General features: G+C 66.4%; 21 protein-coding genes. 11 read left to right on the top strand and 10 right to left on the bottom strand.

Translation table 11 applies throughout. From position 1 onward, the window contains the following. Positions 1–234: 234 nt before the first annotated feature. Both AC0CH3_RS07375 and AC0CH3_RS07370 read left to right on the top strand, forming a co-directional pair. The gene (locus AC0CH3_RS07375; RefSeq protein ID WP_354299936.1) at positions 235–831 is read left to right on the top strand and encodes a hypothetical protein; all 597 of its coding nucleotides are present in this window, start codon (positions 235–237) and stop codon (positions 829–831) included. A 102-nt stretch (positions 832–933) separates the two neighbouring features. Continuing rightward, positions 934–1,128, top strand: coding sequence for a hypothetical protein (locus AC0CH3_RS07370; RefSeq protein ID WP_333993493.1), 195 nt, complete (start codon positions 934–936; stop codon positions 1,126–1,128). A gap of 51 nt (positions 1,129–1,179) precedes the next feature. Here AC0CH3_RS07370 and AC0CH3_RS07365 read toward each other — a convergent pair whose 3' ends face one another. The 7 genes from AC0CH3_RS07365 to rnd form a co-directional block, all read right to left on the bottom strand. After that, a complete protein-coding gene (locus AC0CH3_RS07365; protein WP_354299933.1) occupies positions 1,180–2,442 on the bottom strand; it encodes an N-succinylarginine dihydrolase in 1,263 nt (420 codons plus the stop codon). Next, positions 2,442–3,503: an arginine N-succinyltransferase gene (locus AC0CH3_RS07360; RefSeq protein WP_354299932.1), complete on the bottom strand. Its 1,062-nt coding sequence runs from the start codon at positions 3,501–3,503 to the stop codon at positions 2,442–2,444. Before AC0CH3_RS07360 ends, AC0CH3_RS07365 begins: the two co-directional genes overlap by 1 nt. Continuing rightward, the gene (locus tag AC0CH3_RS07355) at positions 3,500–4,705 is read right to left on the bottom strand and encodes a hydrolase (RefSeq protein WP_354299930.1); all 1,206 of its coding nucleotides are present in this window, start codon (positions 4,703–4,705) and stop codon (positions 3,500–3,502) included. The genes AC0CH3_RS07360 and AC0CH3_RS07355 overlap by 4 nt, the downstream gene beginning before the upstream one ends. 38 nt (positions 4,706–4,743) lie before the next feature. After that, positions 4,744–5,583 (bottom strand): DUF481 domain-containing protein, encoded by an 840-nt coding sequence (locus AC0CH3_RS07350; RefSeq protein ID WP_235532384.1) that lies wholly within the window; start codon positions 5,581–5,583, stop codon positions 4,744–4,746. A 128-nt stretch (positions 5,584–5,711) separates the two neighbouring features. Beyond that, a complete protein-coding gene (locus tag AC0CH3_RS07345; RefSeq protein ID WP_354299928.1) occupies positions 5,712–6,200 on the bottom strand; it encodes an RNA pyrophosphohydrolase in 489 nt (162 codons plus the stop codon). Next, positions 6,197–6,496 carry an I78 family peptidase inhibitor gene (locus AC0CH3_RS07340; protein WP_354299926.1) on the bottom strand — a complete coding sequence of 100 codons (300 nt, stop codon included), beginning with the start codon at positions 6,494–6,496 and terminating at the stop codon, positions 6,197–6,199. Before AC0CH3_RS07340 ends, AC0CH3_RS07345 begins: the two co-directional genes overlap by 4 nt. After that, complete coding sequence (rnd, locus tag AC0CH3_RS07335; protein WP_056023209.1) at positions 6,493–7,668, bottom strand: ribonuclease D; 1,176 nt, start codon at positions 7,666–7,668, stop codon at positions 6,493–6,495. Before rnd ends, AC0CH3_RS07340 begins: the two co-directional genes overlap by 4 nt. Before the next feature lie 91 nt (positions 7,669–7,759). Here rnd and aspS point away from each other — a divergent pair, with 91 nt between their 5' ends. From aspS to AC0CH3_RS07310, 5 genes are all read left to right on the top strand, one after another. After that, entirely contained in the window at positions 7,760–9,583 is a 1,824-nt protein-coding gene (gene aspS, locus AC0CH3_RS07330) for an aspartate--tRNA ligase (protein ID WP_354299923.1), read from the top strand. 105 nt (positions 9,584–9,688) lie between these two features. Next, on the top strand, positions 9,689–10,462 hold the full coding sequence (locus tag AC0CH3_RS07325) for a polyphosphate kinase 2 family protein (protein WP_354299921.1): 774 nt from the start codon (positions 9,689–9,691) through the stop codon (positions 10,460–10,462). Between the two features lie 157 nt (positions 10,463–10,619). Continuing rightward, positions 10,620–11,327 (top strand): PAS domain-containing protein, encoded by a 708-nt coding sequence (locus AC0CH3_RS07320; protein WP_354299920.1) that lies wholly within the window; start codon positions 10,620–10,622, stop codon positions 11,325–11,327. 68 nt (positions 11,328–11,395) lie between these two features. Continuing rightward, positions 11,396–12,310: a lipoyl synthase gene (gene lipA / locus AC0CH3_RS07315; RefSeq protein WP_443019348.1), complete on the top strand. Its 915-nt coding sequence runs from the start codon at positions 11,396–11,398 to the stop codon at positions 12,308–12,310. Next, a complete protein-coding gene (locus tag AC0CH3_RS07310) occupies positions 12,310–12,786 on the top strand; it encodes a type II toxin-antitoxin system RatA family toxin (RefSeq protein WP_354299918.1) in 477 nt (158 codons plus the stop codon). Before lipA ends, AC0CH3_RS07310 begins: the two co-directional genes overlap by 1 nt. On the opposite strand, the gene AC0CH3_RS07305 is transcribed toward AC0CH3_RS07310, so the two are convergent. Genes AC0CH3_RS07305 through AC0CH3_RS07295 form a run of 3 tightly spaced genes read right to left on the bottom strand, consistent with a single transcriptional unit; the run spans position 12,729 to position 14,982 of the window. Next, the gene (locus tag AC0CH3_RS07305) at positions 12,729–13,247 is read right to left on the bottom strand and encodes a CinA family protein (RefSeq protein ID WP_354299917.1); all 519 of its coding nucleotides are present in this window, start codon (positions 13,245–13,247) and stop codon (positions 12,729–12,731) included. The two genes, AC0CH3_RS07310 and AC0CH3_RS07305, sit on opposite strands and share 58 nt — an antisense overlap. Beyond that, on the bottom strand, positions 13,247–13,774 hold the full coding sequence (locus AC0CH3_RS07300) for a hypothetical protein (RefSeq protein ID WP_056023192.1): 528 nt from the start codon (positions 13,772–13,774) through the stop codon (positions 13,247–13,249). Before AC0CH3_RS07300 ends, AC0CH3_RS07305 begins: the two co-directional genes overlap by 1 nt. Then, a complete protein-coding gene (locus AC0CH3_RS07295; RefSeq protein ID WP_465237733.1) occupies positions 13,771–14,982 on the bottom strand; it encodes a bifunctional 2-C-methyl-D-erythritol 4-phosphate cytidylyltransferase/2-C-methyl-D-erythritol 2,4-cyclodiphosphate synthase in 1,212 nt (403 codons plus the stop codon). Before AC0CH3_RS07295 ends, AC0CH3_RS07300 begins: the two co-directional genes overlap by 4 nt. A 115-nt stretch (positions 14,983–15,097) precedes the next feature. Between AC0CH3_RS07295 and dusB the strand changes: the two genes are divergently transcribed. The 4 genes from dusB (at position 15,098) to AC0CH3_RS07275 (ending at position 20,938) form a co-directional block, all read left to right on the top strand. Then, positions 15,098–16,096 (top strand): tRNA dihydrouridine synthase DusB, encoded by a 999-nt coding sequence (gene dusB, locus AC0CH3_RS07290; RefSeq protein WP_056023189.1) that lies wholly within the window; start codon positions 15,098–15,100, stop codon positions 16,094–16,096. Beyond that, positions 16,083–17,147, top strand: a complete 1,065-nt coding sequence (locus tag AC0CH3_RS07285) for a two-component system sensor histidine kinase NtrB (RefSeq protein ID WP_354299914.1) — start codon at positions 16,083–16,085, stop codon at positions 17,145–17,147. Before dusB ends, AC0CH3_RS07285 begins: the two co-directional genes overlap by 14 nt. 10 nt (positions 17,148–17,157) lie before the next feature. Next, positions 17,158–18,603: a nitrogen regulation protein NR(I) gene (ntrC, locus tag AC0CH3_RS07280; RefSeq protein ID WP_354299912.1), complete on the top strand. Its 1,446-nt coding sequence runs from the start codon at positions 17,158–17,160 to the stop codon at positions 18,601–18,603. Positions 18,604–18,688: 85 nt separating this feature from the next. Further along, complete coding sequence (locus AC0CH3_RS07275) at positions 18,689–20,938, top strand: sensor histidine kinase (RefSeq protein WP_354299911.1); 2,250 nt, start codon at positions 18,689–18,691, stop codon at positions 20,936–20,938. The last annotated feature ends 2 nt before the right edge of the window (positions 20,939–20,940 follow it).

The raw sequence follows: 20,940 nt of genomic DNA, 5'->3' as shown, positions 1-20,940 counted from the left end.
CCAGCGGTGGATTTCTGCGGTTTTTCACTCGAGGAACATGGTTAAATGTAAATTAACCCGACATGGCAGCATCCGTCTGGAAGCCCGCCCCGCACGGGGGAACAATCCGAGCCGACGCCGCGATGACGAACGCCTTGCTACCAGCGGCCTGGGGTTGCCTCCGCACCCGCAAACGCCCAGCCTCAGGTAGCTGCGGCTCATGACCAAGGGTGACTGCGATTCCGAGGAACGAACATGTCTGCAGATGATGACCGCCTGGACGGGTTTCTCTCGGCATCGCCGCTTGATGACGCACGCACCTTGCCGGGGCGGGCAAGGAGCAATCGTATGCTGCTCGCCGTTGCGGGCGTCGGCGTGGTCATGTTCGGGATCGTGGTCGGCATCGCAATGCTGATCGCCTCGCGACATTCAGACGTCGAGCTGGTGCCATCACCACGTGGTGCGATGCCCCGCCAGAGCCCGGTCATCGCGGCCCGCACTATGCCCCACGACCCGCCAGAAAGACGCGCGCCCGAGCTTGCCGTGCCCGAACCGGCTGACAATCCGACCGCCATCGCCGAGGTGGCAGAAAACCCGGTCGAGCCGCCCAGCGACTCGCGTGCGATCGCCCCGAAACGCCCCGCCCGTTCCAGCGATCGCGCAGTCGGGTATCAACGGCGGCACGCCGACCCGCACCGTCAACAGGCTGCCATCGAACCCTATCGAAACGGGATGCCCGCGGTCCATCTGGAAGGCGAGGCGCTTCGACTCGCGCTGATCGAAGATGCCAAGATCACACAGCGCGCGAATGCAGCAGCGCTGTCATCCACGCTCGACCCGCCCGCGCAATAGCCGCCGGGTACGTCAACGATCACGCCACAGCGTCGACACGCACTAACTGGAATTAGTATCGGTTCAACGCTTCACGCTACAGGTGGCGCTGCGAAACGTACAATGTTGCGTCGCAACATGTGGTGGTCGAGTATGCTGGAAACGATACTGCTGATAGTCGAACTGGTCTGGGGCATCTCCGCGCTCGCGGCTGTGATCGTCGCGCTGGCGGGCACCTGTGTCCCGCAGATGCAGGTGTTCCTGTTCGGCGAAACCGACCGGCGCAAACATCCGCGTCACGTCGCAAACGACTGGTAGCGGCCGCCGCCGCGTGGCGATCCCGCGACCCGCGGGTTCCGCCGCCTCTGCTCAGCCGTTGATCAACGCGACGAGATCGAGCGACTCCAGCAGCGCGGCGCGCGCGGTCTCGATTCGTCGGACGAATGCCGGATCGCCGATGTCGGATGGCGCGATATGCTCCGGCCAGTGCTGCGTGACGATCGCGGCGATCCGGTCGAGCGAAGCGTGATCCACGAGGAAGCGGGGGTCGATCGTCGCGGGGTCGGCAACGACGCGAAGGCGCAGACAGGCCGGTCCGCCGCCATTGGCCATCGATTCGCGCACGTCGACAACCTCGAGACGGCGGATCGGGCCGTTGCCCGCGACATGCTCCTGGAGCCATCCCCAGACCGCGGCATTGGTGCGCGCCTCCTCGGGCAGGATCAGCGCCATCCCGGTGTCGAGCGAGACGAGCTGCGCGTTGAAGAGATAGGATGACACCGCATCGGCAAGGCTGACGCGCGCCGCCGGAACCTCGACGATCTCGACGCCCGGCATCAACCGGCGGAGATCGGCATAGACGCGTTCGCTGTCGGCAAAAGCGTGTTCGTGCGTGAACAGCACGGTGCCATTGGCGACGGCGACGACGTCGTTGTGGAACGCGCCGGCGGCGATCGCGGCATCGGACTGACGAACGAACAGCGTGCGGCCAGGATCCAGCTTGTGCGCGCGCGCGACCGCTTCGCTCGCCTCGCGGTGCTGGCGTGCGGGGAAGGGCCCGCCCGCCTCGCCATAGACGAAGATCTCGACCCCCGTCGCGTCGTGCGTCGTGCAGAGCCGCATATGGTTCGCCGCGCCCTCGTCGCCGAACGGCAGCGGGATCGGCGGATGAACGACGAACGCGTCGTGCGCGAACGCGAGCCGAAGCTGCGCGAGCGTCGCCGGCCATTCATGGCTGCGATGCGGCATCGTCCCGAGGTTGGCGACGGTCAGATGGCAGCGCCCGTCGCGCGTATCGGGCGCAGGCGACACCGTCGCGGCATTCGCCGCCCACATCGCCGACGCGGATACCGCCTGCGCCTGCAGGTGCCCCGCCGCGTCTGCATAGCTGGTCGCCAGACGTGCCAGCCAGCCATGGTCGGGGCGGGGATGCGGGAGAAGGATGCCCTGAGCGAGGCCGAGATCGAGATTGGCGCGCATCTTCGCGATCCCCTGCAACGCGGCGGCCCGAGGGTGGGCGACGCCCCCGGCGTTGCGCGTCGCAGCAAGATTGCCCGGGCTCAGCCCCGCATAATTATGGCTCGGCCCGATCAGCCCGTCGAAATTGATCTCTATCATCGTCCCGAACGCCATCAGAGCCTCGCCACGTGCGTCACGCGGTCACCCGCCGCGATCCCAAGCGTCTCCGCGCACTCGGCCGAGACGATCACGGTATCCGCCCCGGCGCCGGGATCGCCGACGGAGACATCGCCAAAGCCGCAGCGAAACGCGGCGAGGCTGCCCGTCGCGACGAGAGACTGCGTGCCGCCGTCGATCGATCCACGCGCGCCGATCGCGGCGACGGTCGCGTCACGCGCTTCGGCGATCGACCGGACGCGATCGGTGCGCGCGGTCATCGTCGGACCACCGTCGAAGATGTCGACATAGTTCTCGAACGCGAACCCCTCATTCTCGAGCATCCGCATCGCGGCACGGCCCGACGGGTGGGGCAGGCCGATCGCCGCTCGCGCGCTTTCGGACAGCATCGCGGTGTAGATCGGATGCTTGGGCATCAGGTCGGCGATGAACTGGTGCCCGTTGATCGCGTTGAACTGGTCCGCATCCTGGAAATTCATCCCGAAGAACCGGCCGGCAAGCCCGTCCCAAAAAGGCGACCCGCCAGCTTCGTCGATGATTCCGCGCAGCTCCGCGAGGATCCGGTCGGCGAACCGCGCGCGGTGTGCCTTGATGAACAGATAGCGGCTGCGCGCCAGCAGCAACCCCAGGCCGCCCGCACGCTCGCCGGGATGGAGAAAGAGCCCGCCGACCTCGCTCGATCCCTCCAGATCGGTCGCGAGGCTCAGCATGTCGGCGCGGAACGTCCGCGACAATTCCTTGCTGTGCTGCGTGAGCTGGCCGATCCGGTAGCTGTAGAACGGCCAGCTCTGCCCGACATGCGTGAACAGCTGGCAGGTGCCGCGGACGTCGCCGGTGACGGTGTTTTCGAGAACCAGCACGAACAGCTCGTCGCGGACGCTCGCATCGGGACTGGCATCGGCATCGGCCCGCGCGAACGCGGCATGGCTGCGATCGAGTTTGGCCCGCAGCGCGCGGCGGTCTGGCGGAAGGTTGGTGAACCCGCCCCCGGTCAGCTTCGCCATTTCGTAGAGTGGCTGCAGATCGTCGTCGACCGCAGGGCGGATCCGGAAGGTCATAGGCCGTTCTCGCAGAGTCGCAGGATGGTGAGTGCCGACAGCGCGGCGCGTTCGCCGAGGCTGTCGGGGATCATATATTCGTCGGTCGAGTGGATCGCGCCGCCACGCACGCCCATCGTATCGACGACGGGCACGCCGGCCGCGGCGATGTTGTTGCCGTCGCACACACCCCCCGTGGCCTTCCACGCGATGTCGAGCCCCAGGTCCGCGCCGCTGGTCTTCACCAGTGCAAACAGGCGGGCCGCGCCGTCGTCGATCGGCTTTGGGGGGCGGTTGAAACTGCCATGGACCGTGATGGCGACATCGTGTTCTGCCGAAGCCATCGCGACGACCGAGTCGATATGCGACTGCGCGCGGGTGATGTCGTCGAGCGTCGCGGGGCGGAAGTTGATGCGCAGGATCGCAAGATCGGGGACGACGTTGTTGGGTCCGCCGCCTTCGATCCGGGCCGGATTGACCGCCAGCCGGGGGCCGGCGATCCGCGCGAGGCGGACCGCGATATCCGCCGCCGCGACGACCGCGTTGCGGCCCTCCTCCGGGTTGCGGCCGGCATGCGCGCTGCGTCCGCGGACGATGATCGAGAAGTTGCCCGTCCCGCCGCGCGCGCCGGCAAGCGTACCGTCGGCGAGCGCCGGCTCGTAGGTGAGCGCGGCGGCCTTGCCCCGGGCGGCACGCGCGAGCAGCCCGGCCGACGAAAAGGACCCGGTCTCCTCGTCGGAATTGATCACGACCTCATAGCCCAGGCGACCCGATTCCGCGCTCGTCTCGACCGTACGAAGCGCGGCAAGCATCACCGCGAGCCCGCCCTTCATGTCCGCGACGCCGGGCCCGTTGATCGTGCCGTCGCTCATCGTGCGGAGCAACTGGAACGGGTGATCGACCGGATAGACCGTGTCCATATGGCCGGTGAACAGCATCTGCACCGGCGCGTCGGGCCGGACGCGCAGATGAATGTGCCGGCCATGCTCGATCGCGGAGACGTGGCCGTCGGGCGCCACGGTCTCGGCGGCGTCGGGCTCCGCGAGCGTCAATTCGCCGGGAAGCGCGGCGAACGCGTCGCCGAGCAACCCGGCCATGGCGGCGAGGCCGGGCAGGTTCCGCGTACCGCTATTGACCGCAGACCAGGTCTGTACCTGTTGCAGCATGGGGGCGGCGTCGATGCCCCCGATGATCCGTGCCTCGTTGGGCGAAAGTCCTCTCATGCGCGAACCCTAGCGAGGACGCGCGCGCGGGGGAACCGTCAGAAACTGTAAACCAGCGACGCGCGGCTCGTCGTGTCGGTGGTCATCGACCCGACCGGCGGTTCGCTTTCATATTGGACCGTATAGGACAGCGACGCCGACAACGGACCGATCAGCTTGGCGTTGAGCGCGGTCGTGCCGCCGAGCGTGCTGTTGTATCGCTGGACATAGGCGGACGCGATCTGGCTGACCGACAGACCGTTGGTGATCCGCCAGCTGAAGTTCATCGTCCCGCGTGCGGCAATCGCGCTCTGGACCGTATCGTCGGTGAAGTCGGTATTCCGGTAGGCCGGGCCGAGTTCGAGGTCGAGCCTTGTCCGTGCCGTCTTCAGAACGCTGTAGCCCGCACCGACCGATGCCGAGTAACGGTTGTTGTAGCCGAGAAACCGGTCGCCTTCATACTGGAGCGCGCCATAGAGATAGGCGCGATCGTCGAACTTGTAGTTGGGCTCGTACGACGCGAGATAATGCTCGCGCGTCGTGATGTTGAGGTTCGACTGATAGTCCGCCTGACCGTGAAACTTGTGACGCCAGCGAAGACCTTCGCGGTTGAGATCGAGGACGGCACTCCCCCCGGCGGTATCCGAATTGCCCGTCGTGAGGTAGCCGCCGACCTCCGCCTTGCCGCTCCAGAGATCGAGGAAGCTCGCCTGGCGGATGACCTGCGTGCGCTGCGCCGCGCGGTCGGCCTTCCATTTCTCGGCGATCGCGAGCACCGCATCGCCGCTCAACGGGTCCGCCGCGCGCGCGTATTTGACGATCGTCGACACGTCGTTCTCGTTGCCCGCCTCGAGCGCGGCGTCAAGCATCGCGCGGATCGTCTCCGGAATCATCACCATCTGCGCTGCCGCAGGCGTAGCGACCGAGCACATGGCCGCAGCCGACGCCGATATGGCAAGAAAGGGAAAACGGGTCACGCGCACAGCGTTCCGTAACGTCGATCTCGCGGAATGGGAACGGTATAGCGCTACCTCGGTGCGCCAAGATGTGGCGCGAGAGCGGCCAGCACCTTTTCATAAAGCAATTTCTTGAATGGTATGATGACGGCGGGCAGTTCGCTGGGTTCAATCCAACGCCACGCGCCGAATTCGGGGTGCGGAGTATCGATCGCGATGTCAGCGTCGCCCCCCAAAAACCGGTACAGGAACCAGCGCTGACGCTGCCCGCGCCACTTGCCTTTCCACGCCTTGCCGATGAGTTCGGCGGGGAGATCATAGGTGAACTCGCCGGGCGCCTCGGCGATCAGTTCGACCTTGTCGGGCGTCACCCCGGTTTCCTCACACAATTCGCGCAGCGCCGCGGCCTGCGCATCCTCGCCGGGGTCGATCCCGCCCTGCGGCATCTGCCATGCTTCGATCGCGGTATCGAGACGCTGGCCGACAAAGACCATCCCCCGCCGGTCGATCATCATGATACCCGCGCAAGGGCGGTAGGGGAGCGTGGTGGTGTCGGTCATGCGCAGGTGAAACGCTCGATCCGACCCTTCGAGTCGACATAGACGTTCAGGCGATCCTGTCGAAAGTCCATCGTCACCGCGGTATCGGGTGCGATCCAGCGGAGCGTCCGGGCGCCCGAGCGCGCCTGCATCACGTCGGCGCGCGCGTCGCTTGCCCGCTTGCCGACGAGATCGCCGAGCGCGTCGGGCTTGCAGCCGGCGGCTGGGGCCGGAGACGGGGCGGGGGCCGGGTCGCGGAGCTGAACCGGGGTGCAGGCGGAGGCCGCCAGTGCGGCGGCGGCAAGCGCGTACTTCATGCGGCATCCTCGGTGCGGGTCATCTTGAGCTTCCCGTTGATGACCGCGAACGCCAGCCGTCCCTCGACAAGGTCAAGCGCGTCGCGACCGAACTGGTCGAAGCGCCATCCTTCGAGCATCGGCAATCCATGCCGGACGCCCGCGGCGAGCGCCTCGAGTTCGTCGGTGCGGGCCAGCAGCTTCGATGCGACGTCGATATCGCGCGAGCGGATCTTGAGCAGCAGCTTGAGCAGATCCGCGACCAGCGAGCCTTCCTTGCCAAGCCCCGGCTTGCGATCGTCGCGCGGCGGCAACTCGTCATCGCCGAGCGGCATCGCGCCTTCGATCGCGGCCATCAGGCGGCTGCCGATGTCGTTCCCCGCCCAGGTCGCCGACAGGCCGCGCACGCGTGCGAGATCGGACTGTTTCTTGGGCGGATGCCCCGCCATGTCGCCGAGCGTCTCGTCCTTGACGATCCGGCCGCGCGGCAGGTCCTTTGCCTGCGCCTCGAGCTCGCGCCAGCGGGCGAGCGCCTTGAGCCGGCCCAGCACGTCCGGCTTGCGGCCGGAAATGCGAACGCGCTTCCAGGCGAGGTCGGGATCGTTGGCATAATTGGCGATATCGCCGAGCCGCTCCATCTCCTGATCGAGCCACTGGCCGCGCCCCGTCTTGCGCAGGCGCTCAAGCATCTTGGGGAAGATCTTCGACAGATGCGTCACGTCGCCGATCGCATATTCGATCTGCCGCGCATCGAGCGGGCGGCGTGCCCAGTCGGTGAAGCGCGCACCCTTGTCGACCGCGATGCCGAGCCAGCTGTCGACGAGGTTCGAATAACCGATCTGCTCGCCCTGGCCGAGCGCCATCGCCGCGACCTGCGTGTCGAACAGCGGGAAGGGCGTCTTGCCCGTGAGGTTGTAGACGATCTCGATATCCTGCCCGCCGGCATGGACGACCTTCAGCACGTCGTGATTCTCGACGAGCAGGTCGAGCAGCGGCTTCAGGTCGATCCCCGGCGCCATCGGGTCGATCGCCGCGGCCTCCTTGTCGTCGGCGATCTGGATCAGGCACAGCTCCGGGTAATAGGTGCTCTCGCGCATGAATTCGGTGTCGACGCACACATAGTCGGCGTCGGCCATGCGCGCGCACAGATTGGCGAGCGTGGCACTGTCGGAGATAAGCGGGTGGATATGCATGACGTTTCCATAGCGAGGGTAGTCCGGGTTGACAAAGGCGGGTGAGGAAGGGAAGCGCGAGACACCTGTTTATCGTCCGAGAAGACCCATCATGCACGCCTATCGCACCCATAACTGCGCTGCCCTCCGTCCCGAACAGGTCGGCGAGGAGGTCCGCGTGTCGGGCTGGGTCCACAAGAAGCGCGATCACGGCGACCTGGTCTTCATCGATCTGCGCGATCATTACGGCATCACGCAGATCGTCACCGACGTGTCCGGCCCCGTCTTCAAGGTCATCGAGGGCCTGAAGAGCGAGAGCGTCGTCACGATCACCGGCAAGGTGACCGCACGGGCGCCCGAGGCGGTGAACCCGAACCTGCCGACCGGCGGGATCGAGATCCGCGCGACCGCCGCGACTGTCCAGTCGATGGCGGGCGAGTTGCCGATGCCGGTCGCGGGCGAGGCCGAGTATCCCGAGGATATCCGCCTGCGCTATCGCTATCTCGACCTGCGTCGCGAGCGGCTTCACGCGAACATCATGCTGCGCTCGAAGGTCATCACCTCGCTGCGCAACCGGATGAACGATCAGGGCTTCACCGAATTCCAGACGCCGATCCTGACCGCGTCGTCGCCAGAGGGCGCGCGCGACTATCTGGTGCCGAGCCGCGTCCATCCGGGCAAGTTCTACGCGCTGCCGCAGGCGCCGCAGATGTTCAAGCAGCTGCTGATGGTGGCGGGCTTCGACCGCTATTTCCAGATCGCCCCCTGCTTCCGCGACGAGGACGCGCGCGCGGATCGTTCGCCGGGCGAGTTCTACCAGCTCGATTTCGAGATGAGCTTCGTCACGCAGGACGACGTGTTCAACGCGATCGAGCCCGTCCTCCACGGCGTGTTCGAGGAGTTTGCTGACTGGCAGGGCAAGGGACGCAAGGTCTCGGCATTGCCGTTCAAGCGCATCCCCTACCGCGAATCGATGCTGAAGTACGGCAGCGACAAGCCTGATCTGCGCAACCCAATCCTGATCCACGACGTCGGCCACCACTTCGTCGATTCGGGCTTCGGCCTGTTCGCGGGCATCGTCGCCGGCGGTGACGTCGTCCGCGCGATCCCCGCACCGAACACCGCCGAGAAGAGCCGCAAGTTCTTCACCGACATGAACGACTGGGCGCGCGCCGAAGGTCATGCGGGTCTCGGCTACATCACGCAGAAGAACGGCGAACTCGGCGGTCCGATCGCCAAGAACCACGGTGAGGAGGCGACGCGGAAGCTGATCGCGGAGATGGGCCTCGGCCCCAACGACGGCATCTTCTTCGCCGCCGGCAAGGAACTCGCCGCCGCCAAGCTCGCCGGTGCCGCGCGTGCGCGGATCGGCGCGGACCTCGGCCTGATCGACGAGAACCGCTTCGAGTTCTGCTGGATCGTCGACTTCCCGATGTTCGAATATGACGAGGACGCCAAGAAGGTCGACTTCAGCCACAACCCGTTCTCGATGCCGCAGGGTGAGATGGACGCGCTTGAGACCAAGGACCCGCTCGAGATCCTCGCGTACCAGTATGACATCGTCTGCAACGGCGTCGAACTGTCGTCGGGCGCGATCCGGAACCATCGTCCGGAGATCATGTACAAGGCGTTCGAGATCGCGGGCTACACGCAGGCCGATGTCGACACGAACTTCGCCGGCATGATCAACGCGTTCAAGGTCGGCGCACCGCCGCATGGCGGCTCAGCCCCCGGGATCGACCGGATGGTCATGCTGCTCGCGGGCGAGCCGAACATCCGCGAGGTCGTGCTGTTCCCGATGAACCAGAAGGCCGAGGACCTGATGATGGGCGCGCCGAGCCCGGTCAGCGCCAGGCAGCTCAAGGAACTCAACATCCGCCTGACCGTCGATGGTCCGAAGGATCCGGCCAAGGTCGTCGCACCGACTGGCGGCTGACCCTGCCCGGCGACGATCAGCCGGAAAAATCTGGACTGCCCCCGTCGTCCGGAGCCGAATGGCAGACGGGGGCGTTTCCGTAGCCATTCCACTACGGAGCGTCCCATGTCGATCGATCTCACGCAGTATGAAGCCGGCGACGACTATGATGGCCGGTATCGGCGTGATCTCGCCGCGCTGCAGAAGCGGCTGGAGCACATCCAGGTCGCGCACATCGTCAACAAGCGTCCGGCCGTCGTCATGTTGGAGGGCTGGGATGCCGCGGGCAAAGGTGGGATCATTCAGCGGCTGTCGGCGGAGTGGGATCCGCGTACCTATCGGGTCTGGCCGATCGCCGCGCCAAGCAGCGATGAAAAGGCGCATCATTTCCTGTGGCGCTTTTGGCAGCGGCTTCCCGCCGACGGGTCGATCGCGGTCTTCGACCGGAGCTGGTACGGCCGCGTCCTGGTCGAACGCGTCGAGCAATTCGCGAGCGAAGCCGAATGGCGCCGCGCCTATGACGCGATCAATGCGTTCGAGGCGGGATTGATCGGCAACGATACCACGCTGATCAAGATCTTCGTCCATATCACGCAGGAGGAGCAGGACCGCCGGCTCAAGGCGCGGCTTCGCGATCCGTGGAAGCACTGGAAGACGGGGCTCGACGATTATCACAACCGGTCGCGGCGCGCCGACTATCTCGAGGCGATGCACGAAATGTTCGAGCGCACCGATACGGCCGAGGCGCCCTGGGTGGTGATCGACGGCAACGACAAGAAGGCTGCGCGGATCGCCGCGCTGACGGTGATCGCTGATCGGCTGGAGGCTGGAGTCCGGATGGTCCCGCCGCCGCTCGATCCTGCGGTACTCAAGGTCGCCAAGAAGGCACTGAAGCTCTGATCCGGCCACGGCCTCGTGATGTTGACGTTCGCCGGATCAACATGAATTTCGTGTCACATATGCAATCCATGTTAGCGCACGGGTGTCGCGTCGGCTGTTAGTCCCGCTTATTCAAGGGGGTGCATCCGCGTCGCGGCTGCCTGACAAGGCTCTGGCGATGACCAATCTCGGATGCATGATGATCGACATGGCGGGTGTGATCGTCGAGGCCGACCCGGCGATCTGTGCGACGTTGCGCGCGCCCGCCGAGATACTCATCGGGAGCAACCTGTTCGACTTCACCGCGCCCGCCGATCGCGAGCGGTGCATGCACCTGTTCTCGCAGGTGCAGTCGAACGGCATCCCGGTCAGCACGGTCAAACGGCTGATCCGAAGCGATTCATCGCACCTCTGGATCCAGAGCCATGTGTCGATCGCGTCGCGGACGTCGGAGGGCGTCCGCATTCACATTACAATCCAGGACGGCAGACAGCCGAGTTCGACGATGCGGCCCGAAGCGCTGCTCAAGACGGCGCGGCTGACGTTCGAGGCGCGGCGTGCGCGGACCGAGATCTTCTCGGCATCGCTCTTTGCCGACAGCGCATGGGACATCCTCCTCGCCGCCTATATCAGCGAGGCGGAAGGGCGCGTGCTCGGCATGGCGGACGTCGCGACGATGCTCGGGATGAGTGTCGTCAACGTCACGCGCTGGATGCGCGCGCTGAGTGCGGAGGGGCTCGTCGACTATGAAATCGGCGACGATACGCAACTGGCCAATGTGGCATTCCGCTTGTCGTGCGACGCGCACCAGCGGTTCGAACGCTATCTGTCCGAACGCTACATCACCGCGGTGGCCGCGGTGCCGAAACCCGATCCCTTCATGTAAAACCTGCAGAAATCCGCATGCATGTTGTCTCGGATAGCCGGGATCGCTATCTCGCCACCATGAACGACATGACCACGGTTGCCATCCCTCGCGCGCGCAAGCCCGACTGGATCCGCGTCAAGGCGCCCACCTCGGCGGGCTTTGCCAAGACCCGCGAACTGATGCGGTCGAAAAGCCTGACCACGGTGTGCGAGGAGGCGGCCTGCCCCAATATCGGCGAGTGCTGGTCGAAGAAGCACGCGACCGTGATGATCCTGGGCGACACCTGCACACGCGCCTGCGCGTTCTGCAACGTCAAGACGGGCATGCCGCGCAAGGTCGATGCGATGGAGCCGCAGAACGTCGCCGACGCCGCGGCGCAGATGGGGCTCAACCACATCGTCATCACGTCGGTGGATCGCGACGACCTGCCCGATGGCGGCGCGTCGCAGTTCGTGAAGGTCATCCAGGCGATCCGCCGGTCAAACCCCACGACGACGATCGAAATCCTGACACCGGATTTCCGCAATAAGGCGCAGGCGGCGATCGAGTCGATCGTCGAGGCGCGCCCCGATGTCTACAACCACAACCTCGAAACGGTCCCGCGGCTCTATCCGACGATCCGCCCGGGCGCGCGCTATTACGCGTCGCTGCGGCTGCTCGAGAGCGTCAAGCGGCATGATCCGTCGATCTTCACCAAGTCGGGCGTGATGCTGGGTCTTGGCGAGGAGCGGCTTGAGATCCATCAGGTGATGGACGACATGCGGTGCGCCGACATCGATTTCCTCACGATGGGCCAGTATCTTCAGCCGACCCCGCGGCATGCGAAGGTCGCGGAGTTCGTCACGCCCAAGGCGTTCGACGCCTATGCCTCGATCGCGCGCGCGAAGGGCTTCATGCTCGTCGCCTCGTCACCGCTGACGCGCTCGAGCTATCATGCCGGCGACGATTTCGCCAAGTTGCGTGCCAACCGCGATGCCAAGCTGGGGGTCGTTCGCGACTGATGCCGAAGCATACCGAAACGCGCCATCTGCCCTATACACCCGAACAGATGTTCGACCTGGTGGCCGACGTCCGTCGCTACCCGGAATTCCTGCCCTGGGTCAGCGCGATGCGCGTCCGCAGCGATAGCGAAACCGAAACGCTCGCCGACATGATCGTCGGGTTCAAGGGGCTGCGCGAGACCTTCACCTCGCGCGTCGAAAAGACGCGGCCGACGGACCTTTCGGTCGATTATGTCGATGGTCCGCTCAAATATCTGCGCAACGACTGGCATTTCCGGCCGACCGAAACCGGGTGCGCGGTCGACTTCACGGTCGACTTCGCGTTCAAGAACCGGATGTTCGAGCTGATTGCCGGCCAGGTCTTCGGCTCGGCGCTGCGCAAGATGATCGGCGCGTTCGAGACGCGTGCCGCCGAGCTTTACGGCGCGGGATCGTCGACCGGCATCAGCAGTTCGAGCGCACACAGCGCCGCCTGAAGGCGGATACCACCCCGGCCCAGATCGCCGAAGTCGCGGCGGTCGGCATGGACGTCGTTGCGATCGCCGCCTTTTTCAGCGCGGGCGAATACCACGGTGCCGACGGGCTTCTTCGCGCTACCGCCACCCGGGCCGGCAATGCCCGTGATCGCGACCGCGACGTCGGCCCCCGATTTCTCGAGCGCGCCCTGCGCCATGCTCCACGCAACCGCGATCGACACCGCGCCGAACGTCTCGAGCACGTCGGCGCTGACCTTCAGCAGGCGAAGCTTCGCCTCGTTGGAATAGGTGACGAAACCGATCTCGAACACGTCCGAGGAGCCGGGGATCTCGGTCAGTGCCGCCGCGACCAGCCCGCCGGTGCAGCTCTCGGCGACGGCAACGCGTCGTCCGAGCGCCTTGTTCGCGTCGACGACCTTCCGCGCGGCGTCGATCAGTTCGGGGGGCAGGACGGTATCCATCAGCGATTTCCCTGGATCGTGCACAAGGGCAGGTCGGGGACCATCCGGACGCCCTGACGCGCCTTGTCGGCCTTCAGATAGCGCAGCGTCTCGACGACGATGCCCGCCGTGTTGCGCGGGGGGAGGGGCTGTAGCAGCGTGATCAGCCGGTCGATCGTCCCGCAATCGCGCGGCGCGATCCGGCCGACGATCTGCGGAACGAGCAGGCTGGTCAGCAGCGGCCGCGCAAACTCGGAATCGAGCAGCGCATCGACCGCCGGGTCGCTCAGCTTGACGATCGCCGCACGCGCGGACGGCCAGGCGCGATCGGCCTCGCCCTGATAGCGGCCGATCAGCGCGCTCGACTGGTTGCGTACCAGGCTGGTCGCAGGAAGCTGCGCCGCACAGACGCGCCCCGTCTCGCGGATGATGTCGGGCAGCGCGACCAGCGTCATCGCCTCGGCTTCGGGTGCGGTGATGCACTGCGCCTGCGCGCTGACCGGGCTGGCGATCGCCGCCGCTGCCATGAGGATTGCCGAAAGCTTCAACCCTGTGCTCCTGAACTGCTGGTGGGGAGCGTGATCGTCGCGACGGCCTGCGCCGCGATCCCCTCGCCGCGCCCGGTGAAGCCGAGGCGTTCGGTCGTCGTTGCCTTGATGCTGACCCGGTCGGGGGTCAGGTGCAGAAGCTCGGCGATCCGCACGGTCATCGCGCCGCGGTGCGGGCCGATCTTCGGCGCCTCGCACATGATGGTCAGGTCGACAAAGCCGATCCTGCCGCCCATGTCCGCGATCAACCGCGCCGCATGCTGAAGGAATTGCGCCGAATCAGCGCCTTTCCACTGCGGATCGCTTGGCGGGAAATGCGTGCCGATATCGCCCGCCGCGATCGTGCCGAGCAGCGCATCGGTCAGTGCGTGCAGCGCGACATCGGCGTCACTGTGTCCCGACAGCCCCTTGTCATGGGGAATCCTGATCCCGCCGAGCCAAAGCTCCTCGCCGGTCTCGAGACGGTGGACGTCGAACCCCATCGCGGTGCGGGTCTCACGGGGGGCGCGGGCTTCTGCCGCAGCGAAATCATCGGGATGCGTTACTTTGTCGAGCATCGGATCGCCCTGCACGAATGCGACGCGTCCGCCAAGTCGGCGGACCATCTGGCCGTCGTCGGTGGCTTCCTCGTCGCCGGGCCATGCGGCATGCGCGGCGCGTAGCGGTCCGACCCGGAATCCCTGCGGCGTCTGGACGCGGTAGAGCGCGTCGCGGGGGACGACGTCGCCCAGCCAGGTGGCGCCGTCCTCGCTCTCGCCCCGTGCCAGCGTATCGACGACCGCCATGACCGGGATGGCGGCGTCGCACGTCGACAGCGCGTCGACGACGGCACCGATCACCGCGGCAGGTACAAACGGGCGCGCCGCGTCGTGGATCAGCACGCGGTCGGCATCATCAAGGTGTACGAGCCCGTTTGCAACCGAGTCGCGCCGCGTCGTGCCGCCGATGACGATCGTCACCACGTCATGGAGGTCCGCCAGTACCTCGCGGGCCAGCGCGACCTGGTCGCTGGCAACGATGACGATCATGTCGGTTATGGCGGGGTGGGCCTGCATTGCGGTGACGGCATGCACGAGCATCGGCCGCCCGGCGACGACAGCGAATTGCTTGGGCACAGTGCCGCCCGCGCGTACGCCGGCACCGGCCGCGACGATCATCGCGACGGTACGTGCGGAAGGCCGGGCAGGCTGGGGATCGGAGGCATTCATCATCCCCGGCAATTAGCGCGTCGATCAAAGCCAGACCAGTCCGCCAGGCGCGGGGTCGCCCCGGCTTGTCAGTCACCGCCTCGACCTGTATAACTGCCTCTTTTTTGGGCACATCATGCGTCAGCTATCTCCAATCCAGATCGGCCCGGTCCGTATCGAAAGTCCCGTCGTTCTCGCGCCGATGACAGGTGTGACCGACATGCCGTTCCGCACGCTTGTTCGTCGCTACGGCAGCGGACTGAACGTGACGGAGATGGTCGCGAGCCAGGCAGCGATCCGCGAGACGCGGCAGTCGATCCAGAAGGCGGCGTGGGATCGGCTCGAGGAACCCGTATCGATGCAACTCGTCGGCTGCACTCCGTACGAGATGGGGGAAGCCGCGCGGCTCAGCCAGGATCGCGGTGCGGCGATCGTCGACATCAACATGGGATGTCCGGTCCGGAAGATCGTCAACGGCGATGCCGGGTCGGCGCTCATGCGCGACGTAAAGCTTGCGACTCAGATCATCGAGGCCACCGTCAAGGCGGTCCAGGTGCCGGTGACGCTCAAGATGCGGATGGGCTGGTGCCATGACAGCCTCAATGCGCCCGAACTGTCCCGGATCGCGGAGGACCTCGGCGTCAAGCTGATCACGGTCCACGGCCGGACGCGAAACCAGATGTACAAGGGCAGCGCCGACTGGCGGTTCGTCCGGCAGGTCAAGGATGCCGTCACGATCCCGGTCATCGTCAATGGCGACATCTGCTCGATCGAGGACGCGGAGACGGCGCTCGACCACTCGGGCGCGGACGGCCTGATGATTGGTCGCGGCGCCTATGGCCGGCCGTGGCTGCTCAACCAGGTCATGACGTGGTTCGCGACCGGACGACGCATTGCCGATCCGTCGATCGACGAGCAATATACCGCGATCGCAGGCCATTACGAGGCGATGCTCGAACATTACGGGATCGAGACCGGCGTCAACATGGCGCGCAAGCATATCGGCTGGTACACCAAGGGGCTGCACGGCTCGGCGGAGTTCCGGAACCGTGTGAACCAGATTGCGGATCCCAATCAGGTCAAGGCGATGCTCGCCGAGTTCTACGCGCCCTGGCGTCACCTTGCCGCAGCCTGAGCCGTCGATCACCGGTCGCCCGGGGTTCGACGCACTCTTCGCCGCATTGCCCGTCGCCGCGATCGTCGTCGGCCCGGACGAATGTGTCGCGCACGCCAACGCGCTTGCCGAGACATTGCTCAACCAGTCCGAACGCGTGATGCTGGGGCAACCGATCGCGACGATCCTGCCGACGCCCGACCCGATGCGAAACTCCGAGCACCGCGGGCTCGCGGTCTATGATGCCGAGATCGTCACCGCACGCGGCGTGAAGATCCGTGTCGACTTCGCGGAGACGCTGATCCCGGATCATCCCGGCTGGCGGGCGATCACGCTGCATTCGGCCGCGATCTCGCGTCGCCTCGGATATCTCGCCGACCGAACGGGCGGGGCGCGCGCTGCGGTCGGGGCGGCAGCGATGCTGGCGCACGAGATCAAGAATCCGCTGTCGGGTATCCGCGGGGCCGCGCAGTTGCTCGGTGCCGGCGAACTGACGACGCTGATCACGACCGAGGTCGACCGCATCGCCGCGCTGATCGATCGGATGCAGGACTTCAGCGATACGCGACCCTTGCCGCTCGCCGCGGAGAATATCTATCCGCTCCTGACGCATGCGCGGCGGCTGGCACTGGCCGGGTTCGCGCGCGGGATCACGATCGAGGAGCGGTTCGATCCCTCGCTGCCCCCCGCGCAGATCAACCGCGATGCGCTTCTCCAGATCCTCATCAACCTGCTGAAGAACGCGCGCGAAGCCGTTGGAAACGAAGACAGTGCGCGGATCATCATGACGACGGCCTATCGTCACGGAATCACCGTCAGCGGCGCGCCGGGCAAGCCGAGGCAACCGCTGCCGATCGAAATCTGCGTGTTCGACAACGGGCCCGGCGCCCCCCCCGACATCGCCGAACACCTGTTCGATCCGTTTGTCTCGGGGCGTCGCGAGGGGCAGGGGCTCGGTCTCGCGCTGGTCGACAAGCTGACGCGCGACATGGGCGGGATCGTGCAATATGCGCGAGAGGGGACTCCGGAAATGACGGTTCTACGTTTGCTGCTGCCACGGGCCGCGTCGTGAGGGTCTGCGCATGAGCCAGGTCCTCGTCGTCGACGACGATGCCGCCATCCGCACCGTCGTCGCGCAGGCGCTGCGTCGCGCGGGCCATGACGTCGTCGTCGCGGACAGCCTTGCTCAGCTCGAGCGCGCGCTGGCGATCGCGGTGCCCGACGTCCTGATCACCGATGTCATCCTGCCGGACGGTGACGGGCTCGAGCATGTCCGCTCGATAACGACGCGGTTTCCGACGCTACCCGTGATCATATTGTCCGCGCAGAACACGCTGACGACCGCGGTCCGCGCGGCCGAGGCGGGGGCGTATGAATATCTCCCCAAGCCGTTCGATCTCGACGTCCTGGCGCGGGCGGTGACGGGCGCGGCTGCGCGCGGCGGGATCCTGACGGATGACGGGATCGGCGCCGAGGACCGCGAACTGCCGCTGATCGGCCGGTCCGCGGCGATGCAGGACGTCTACAGGGTCATCGCACGCGTCATCTCGAACGACCTGACCGTCCTGATTTCGGGCGAGTCGGGGACGGGCAAGGAGCTCGTCGCGCGCGCGATCCACGATCTCGGCCATCGCAGCGCGGCCCCGTTCGTCGCGCTCAACATGGCCGCGATCCCGCGCGAGCTGATCGAGGCCGAGCTGTTCGGGCATGAGCGCGGTGCCTTCACGGGGGCCGGCGCGCGCAATGCCGGACGGTTCGAGCAGGCGGCAGGGGGGACGCTGTTCCTCGACGAGATCGGCGACATGCCGATGGATGCCCAGACGCGGCTGTTGCGCGTGCTCCAGTCGGGCGAGTTTACAACGGTCGGCGGTGCGCGGCAGATCCGCGTCGACGTCCGCATTCTCGCAGCGACCAACCGCAATCTCGCGGCGCAGGTCGCGAGCGGCCAGTTCCGCGAGGATCTCTTCTATCGATTGAACGTCGTCCCCGTCACGTTGCCACCGCTGCGCGAGCGGCGGCAGGATGTCGCGCTGCTTGCCCGGCATTTCCTCGATCACGCCGCCAACCAGGGCCTGCCACGGCGACAGCTCGCCAGCGATGCAATCGTCGCGCTGGGGGCGTATGACTGGCCGGGCAATGTCCGCGAGCTCGAAAACCTCATGCGTCGCCTCGCGGTCCTGTCGCGCGACGAGGTCATCGGTGCGGACGCGATCCAGACGATGCTCGGCGCACGCACGCGGGGCGCCGATCCCGTCAATCTCGACATGGAGGGAGCGGTCCGTGCCCTGATCGCGCAGATCGAGCGCGACGATCCCGCCGCGCTCGACGATGGCAGCCTGTACGACCGCGTCATCGGCGAGGTCGAGCGGCCGCTGATCGAGCTGATGCTCGCGCGGCACGGCCATAACCAGCTTCGCGCCGCCCGGGCGATGGGGATCAATCGCAACACGCTGCGCAAGCGGCTGGACACGCTCGGGATCGACGTCGGTGTCGAGCCTGGGAGGCTGGACGGCGTACCCCCGGCCTGAACGGGCGGCGGGCTGATCGGTCCGCCGGGGCGATCCGGCGATTATGTGGTTTCCCGGCAACAATTGTCGTTGTATCAGGGCAACGATGATCGCCACAGCGACGCTACCTATCGACGAGGACGTCCCGCCGCACCGGTTCGCCGTCACCCCGGCCATCGAAGCCATGGTCGTCGCGCTTGCCGTCATCGTCGCGGTCGCGAGCTATCTCGTCATCAGTACGGCCGATTCGCCGCAACGGCTGATCGAGCCGCCGCTCATCGCCTTGCTGCTGATCGCAAACCTCGTCCCGGGCATCGCGCTGCTGATGCTGCTCGGACGCCGCGTGGCGATGCGCCGGGCGGCGCGGTCGCCGATCGGCGGGGGCGGGCGGCTCCACGTCCGGCTGGTGACGCTGTTCTCGATCGTCGCGGCGGTGCCGATGCTGCTCGTCACGATCTTCGCGTCGCTGCTGTTCCAATATGGCGTGCAGTTCTGGTATTCGGACCAGGCGCGCGGCATGCTGGAAAACGCGACCGAGCTCGCCCAGTCCTCCTACGCGCGCCAGCTCAGCCGCTGGGAAGAGGCGAGCGTGACGATGGCCGCCGACATGTCGAACTACCTCCGCGAGCGGTCGCTGCAGAGCCCCGACTTTTCCGGCTATTTCTATCAGCAGGTCTATTATCGCAGCCTGTCCGAGGCGGCGCTGTTCAAGGTCACCCCGCAGAACGAGATCCAGACGTTCGCCGTCGTCAATCCGTACGAGATCGATTTCACACGTCAGGTCACGCCCGACGCGATCAAGGAACTCCGCAGCGGCAAGCCCGCCGTCGTATCGGTCACGGGCGAACGGATCCGGACGATCACGATGCTGCCGGGCGCAGACGAGTTGTTCCTCTACGCGGGGCGCGTCGAGGATACCAAGCTGCTCTCGGGGCAGACGCAGCGTGCGAATGCGGTGCTTGCGGGCTACCGGCAGCTGCTTGCCCGATCGCGAAGCCTGCAACTGCTGTTCAATGCCGCGTTGCTCGGGATCTCGCTGCTGATCGTCGGGATCGCGGTCTGGATCGCGCTGGCCGTCGCGGATCGCCTCGTCCGGCCGGTGGGCGAACTCGTCGATGCGGCGCGCCGGGTCGCCGCCGGGGATCTCACGGCGCGCGTGCCCGATCCCCGCAGCCGCGACGAAGTCGGAACGCTGGCGCGCGCGTTCAACCAGATGACGGGGCGGCTGCACGAGCAGAATGCCGATCTGATGACCGCGAACGATCAGCTCGAGACGCGGCGTGCGCTGATCGAGGCGGTGATGGCGGATGTCTCGGCGGGCGTCGTCGCGGCTGCGAACGACCGAGTCATTCGCATCGCCAATCGATCCGCGACGCAGTTGCTCGGCGTCGACGGGCTCGTCGGGCGGACGCTGCACGACGTGGCGCCGGAACTCGACGCGCTGGTCCAGGAGGGCGGTCGCGAGGCGATCGTCCAGGTCGGGCAGGCGGGAGAGGCACGCACGCTCGCCGTCCGGATTGCGCATGCCCCGACCGGCCCGATCCTGACGTTCGACGACATCACGCAGCAGCTGCTCGACCAGCGCCGTGCGGCATGGTCCGACGTCGCGCGGCGGATCGCGCACGAGATCAAGAACCCGCTGACCCCGATCCAGCTCGCGGCCGAGCGGCTGCAGCGTCGCTATGGCAGCAAGATCGATGTCGAAGACGGCACGTTCGCACGACTGACCGACACGATCATCCGACAGGTCGCCGATCTGCGCCGGATGGTCGACGAATTCTCGTCGTTCGCCCGGATGCCCAAGCCCGTCTTCCGCGAGGAATCGCTGCTCGACGCCGCGCGCCAGGCGATGTTCCTCCACGAGGTCGCGCATCCCGGCATCCGGTTCCTGCTCGTGCACGACGATCCGGGTCCGATGCTCGTCTGCGATCGTCGCCAGATCGGCCAGGCGCTGACCAACATCGTCAAGAACGCGGTCGAGGCGATCGAGACGCGCAAGGACGACCAGGGCGGCGCGGTGACGATGACGCTGACCGAGACGCTCCACGAGGGGCGCGTGCTGTCCGTGGCGATCGAGGTGGCGGATACCGGCATCGGACTTCCCGCCGATCGCGATCGGATCATCGAGCCGTATATGACGACACGCGCTCGCGGGACGGGGCTGGGACTTGCCATCGTCAAGAAGATCATCGAGGAACATTGCGGAACGATCGGATTTTCGGATCGTCCCGGTGGTGGGACCGTCGTCACCATGAATTTCGATGCCAGAGCGCTGGCAGCACTCGACCAGGGGGCATCCGCACTCGAGCCGGCAGGGGAAGGCCAGCTCGTCGCAATGAACCGCAACCGGACATGATT

It is taken from the genome of Sphingomonas sp. AC449 (assembly GCF_979253475.1).
Note: the sequence above shows the minus strand (reverse complement) of the source record. Positions and strands in the feature narration are given on the sequence as shown.

What these genes read in the sequence shown, in the direction of transcription:
- AC0CH3_RS07360 (WP_354299932.1), bottom strand. Translation starts at nt 3,503, where the DNA reads ATGACCTTCCGGATCCGCCCTGCGGTCGACGACGATCTGCAGCCACTC.
- AC0CH3_RS07320 (WP_354299920.1), top strand. Translation starts at nt 10,620, where the DNA reads ATGACCAATCTCGGATGCATGATGATCGACATGGCGGGTGTGATCGTC.
- AC0CH3_RS07340 (WP_354299926.1), bottom strand. Translation starts at nt 6,496, where the DNA reads ATGAAGTACGCGCTTGCCGCCGCCGCACTGGCGGCCTCCGCCTGCACC.
- AC0CH3_RS07305 (WP_354299917.1), bottom strand. Translation starts at nt 13,247, where the DNA reads ATGGATACCGTCCTGCCCCCCGAACTGATCGACGCCGCGCGGAAGGTC.
- AC0CH3_RS07325 (WP_354299921.1), top strand. Translation starts at nt 9,689, where the DNA reads ATGTCGATCGATCTCACGCAGTATGAAGCCGGCGACGACTATGATGGC.
- AC0CH3_RS07365 (WP_354299933.1), bottom strand. Translation starts at nt 2,442, where the DNA reads ATGGCGTTCGGGACGATGATAGAGATCAATTTCGACGGGCTGATCGGG.
- ntrC (WP_354299912.1), top strand. Translation starts at nt 17,158, where the DNA reads ATGAGCCAGGTCCTCGTCGTCGACGACGATGCCGCCATCCGCACCGTC.
- AC0CH3_RS07345 (WP_354299928.1), bottom strand. Translation starts at nt 6,200, where the DNA reads ATGACCGACACCACCACGCTCCCCTACCGCCCTTGCGCGGGTATCATG.
- dusB (WP_056023189.1), top strand. Translation starts at nt 15,098, where the DNA reads ATGCGTCAGCTATCTCCAATCCAGATCGGCCCGGTCCGTATCGAAAGT.
- AC0CH3_RS07295 (WP_465237733.1), bottom strand. Translation starts at nt 14,982, where the DNA reads ATGAATGCCTCCGATCCCCAGCCTGCCCGGCCTTCCGCACGTACCGTC.
- AC0CH3_RS07275 (WP_354299911.1), top strand. Translation starts at nt 18,689, where the DNA reads ATGATCGCCACAGCGACGCTACCTATCGACGAGGACGTCCCGCCGCAC.
- AC0CH3_RS07370 (WP_333993493.1), top strand. Translation starts at nt 934, where the DNA reads ATGTTGCGTCGCAACATGTGGTGGTCGAGTATGCTGGAAACGATACTG.
- AC0CH3_RS07375 (WP_354299936.1), top strand. Translation starts at nt 235, where the DNA reads ATGTCTGCAGATGATGACCGCCTGGACGGGTTTCTCTCGGCATCGCCG.
- aspS (WP_354299923.1), top strand. Translation starts at nt 7,760, where the DNA reads ATGCACGCCTATCGCACCCATAACTGCGCTGCCCTCCGTCCCGAACAG.
- lipA (WP_443019348.1), top strand. Translation starts at nt 11,396, where the DNA reads ATGACCACGGTTGCCATCCCTCGCGCGCGCAAGCCCGACTGGATCCGC.
- AC0CH3_RS07350 (WP_235532384.1), bottom strand. Translation starts at nt 5,583, where the DNA reads ATGGTGATGATTCCGGAGACGATCCGCGCGATGCTTGACGCCGCGCTC.
- AC0CH3_RS07355 (WP_354299930.1), bottom strand. Translation starts at nt 4,705, where the DNA reads ATGAGAGGACTTTCGCCCAACGAGGCACGGATCATCGGGGGCATCGAC.
- rnd (WP_056023209.1), bottom strand. Translation starts at nt 7,668, where the DNA reads ATGCATATCCACCCGCTTATCTCCGACAGTGCCACGCTCGCCAATCTG.
- AC0CH3_RS07310 (WP_354299918.1), top strand. Translation starts at nt 12,310, where the DNA reads ATGCCGAAGCATACCGAAACGCGCCATCTGCCCTATACACCCGAACAG.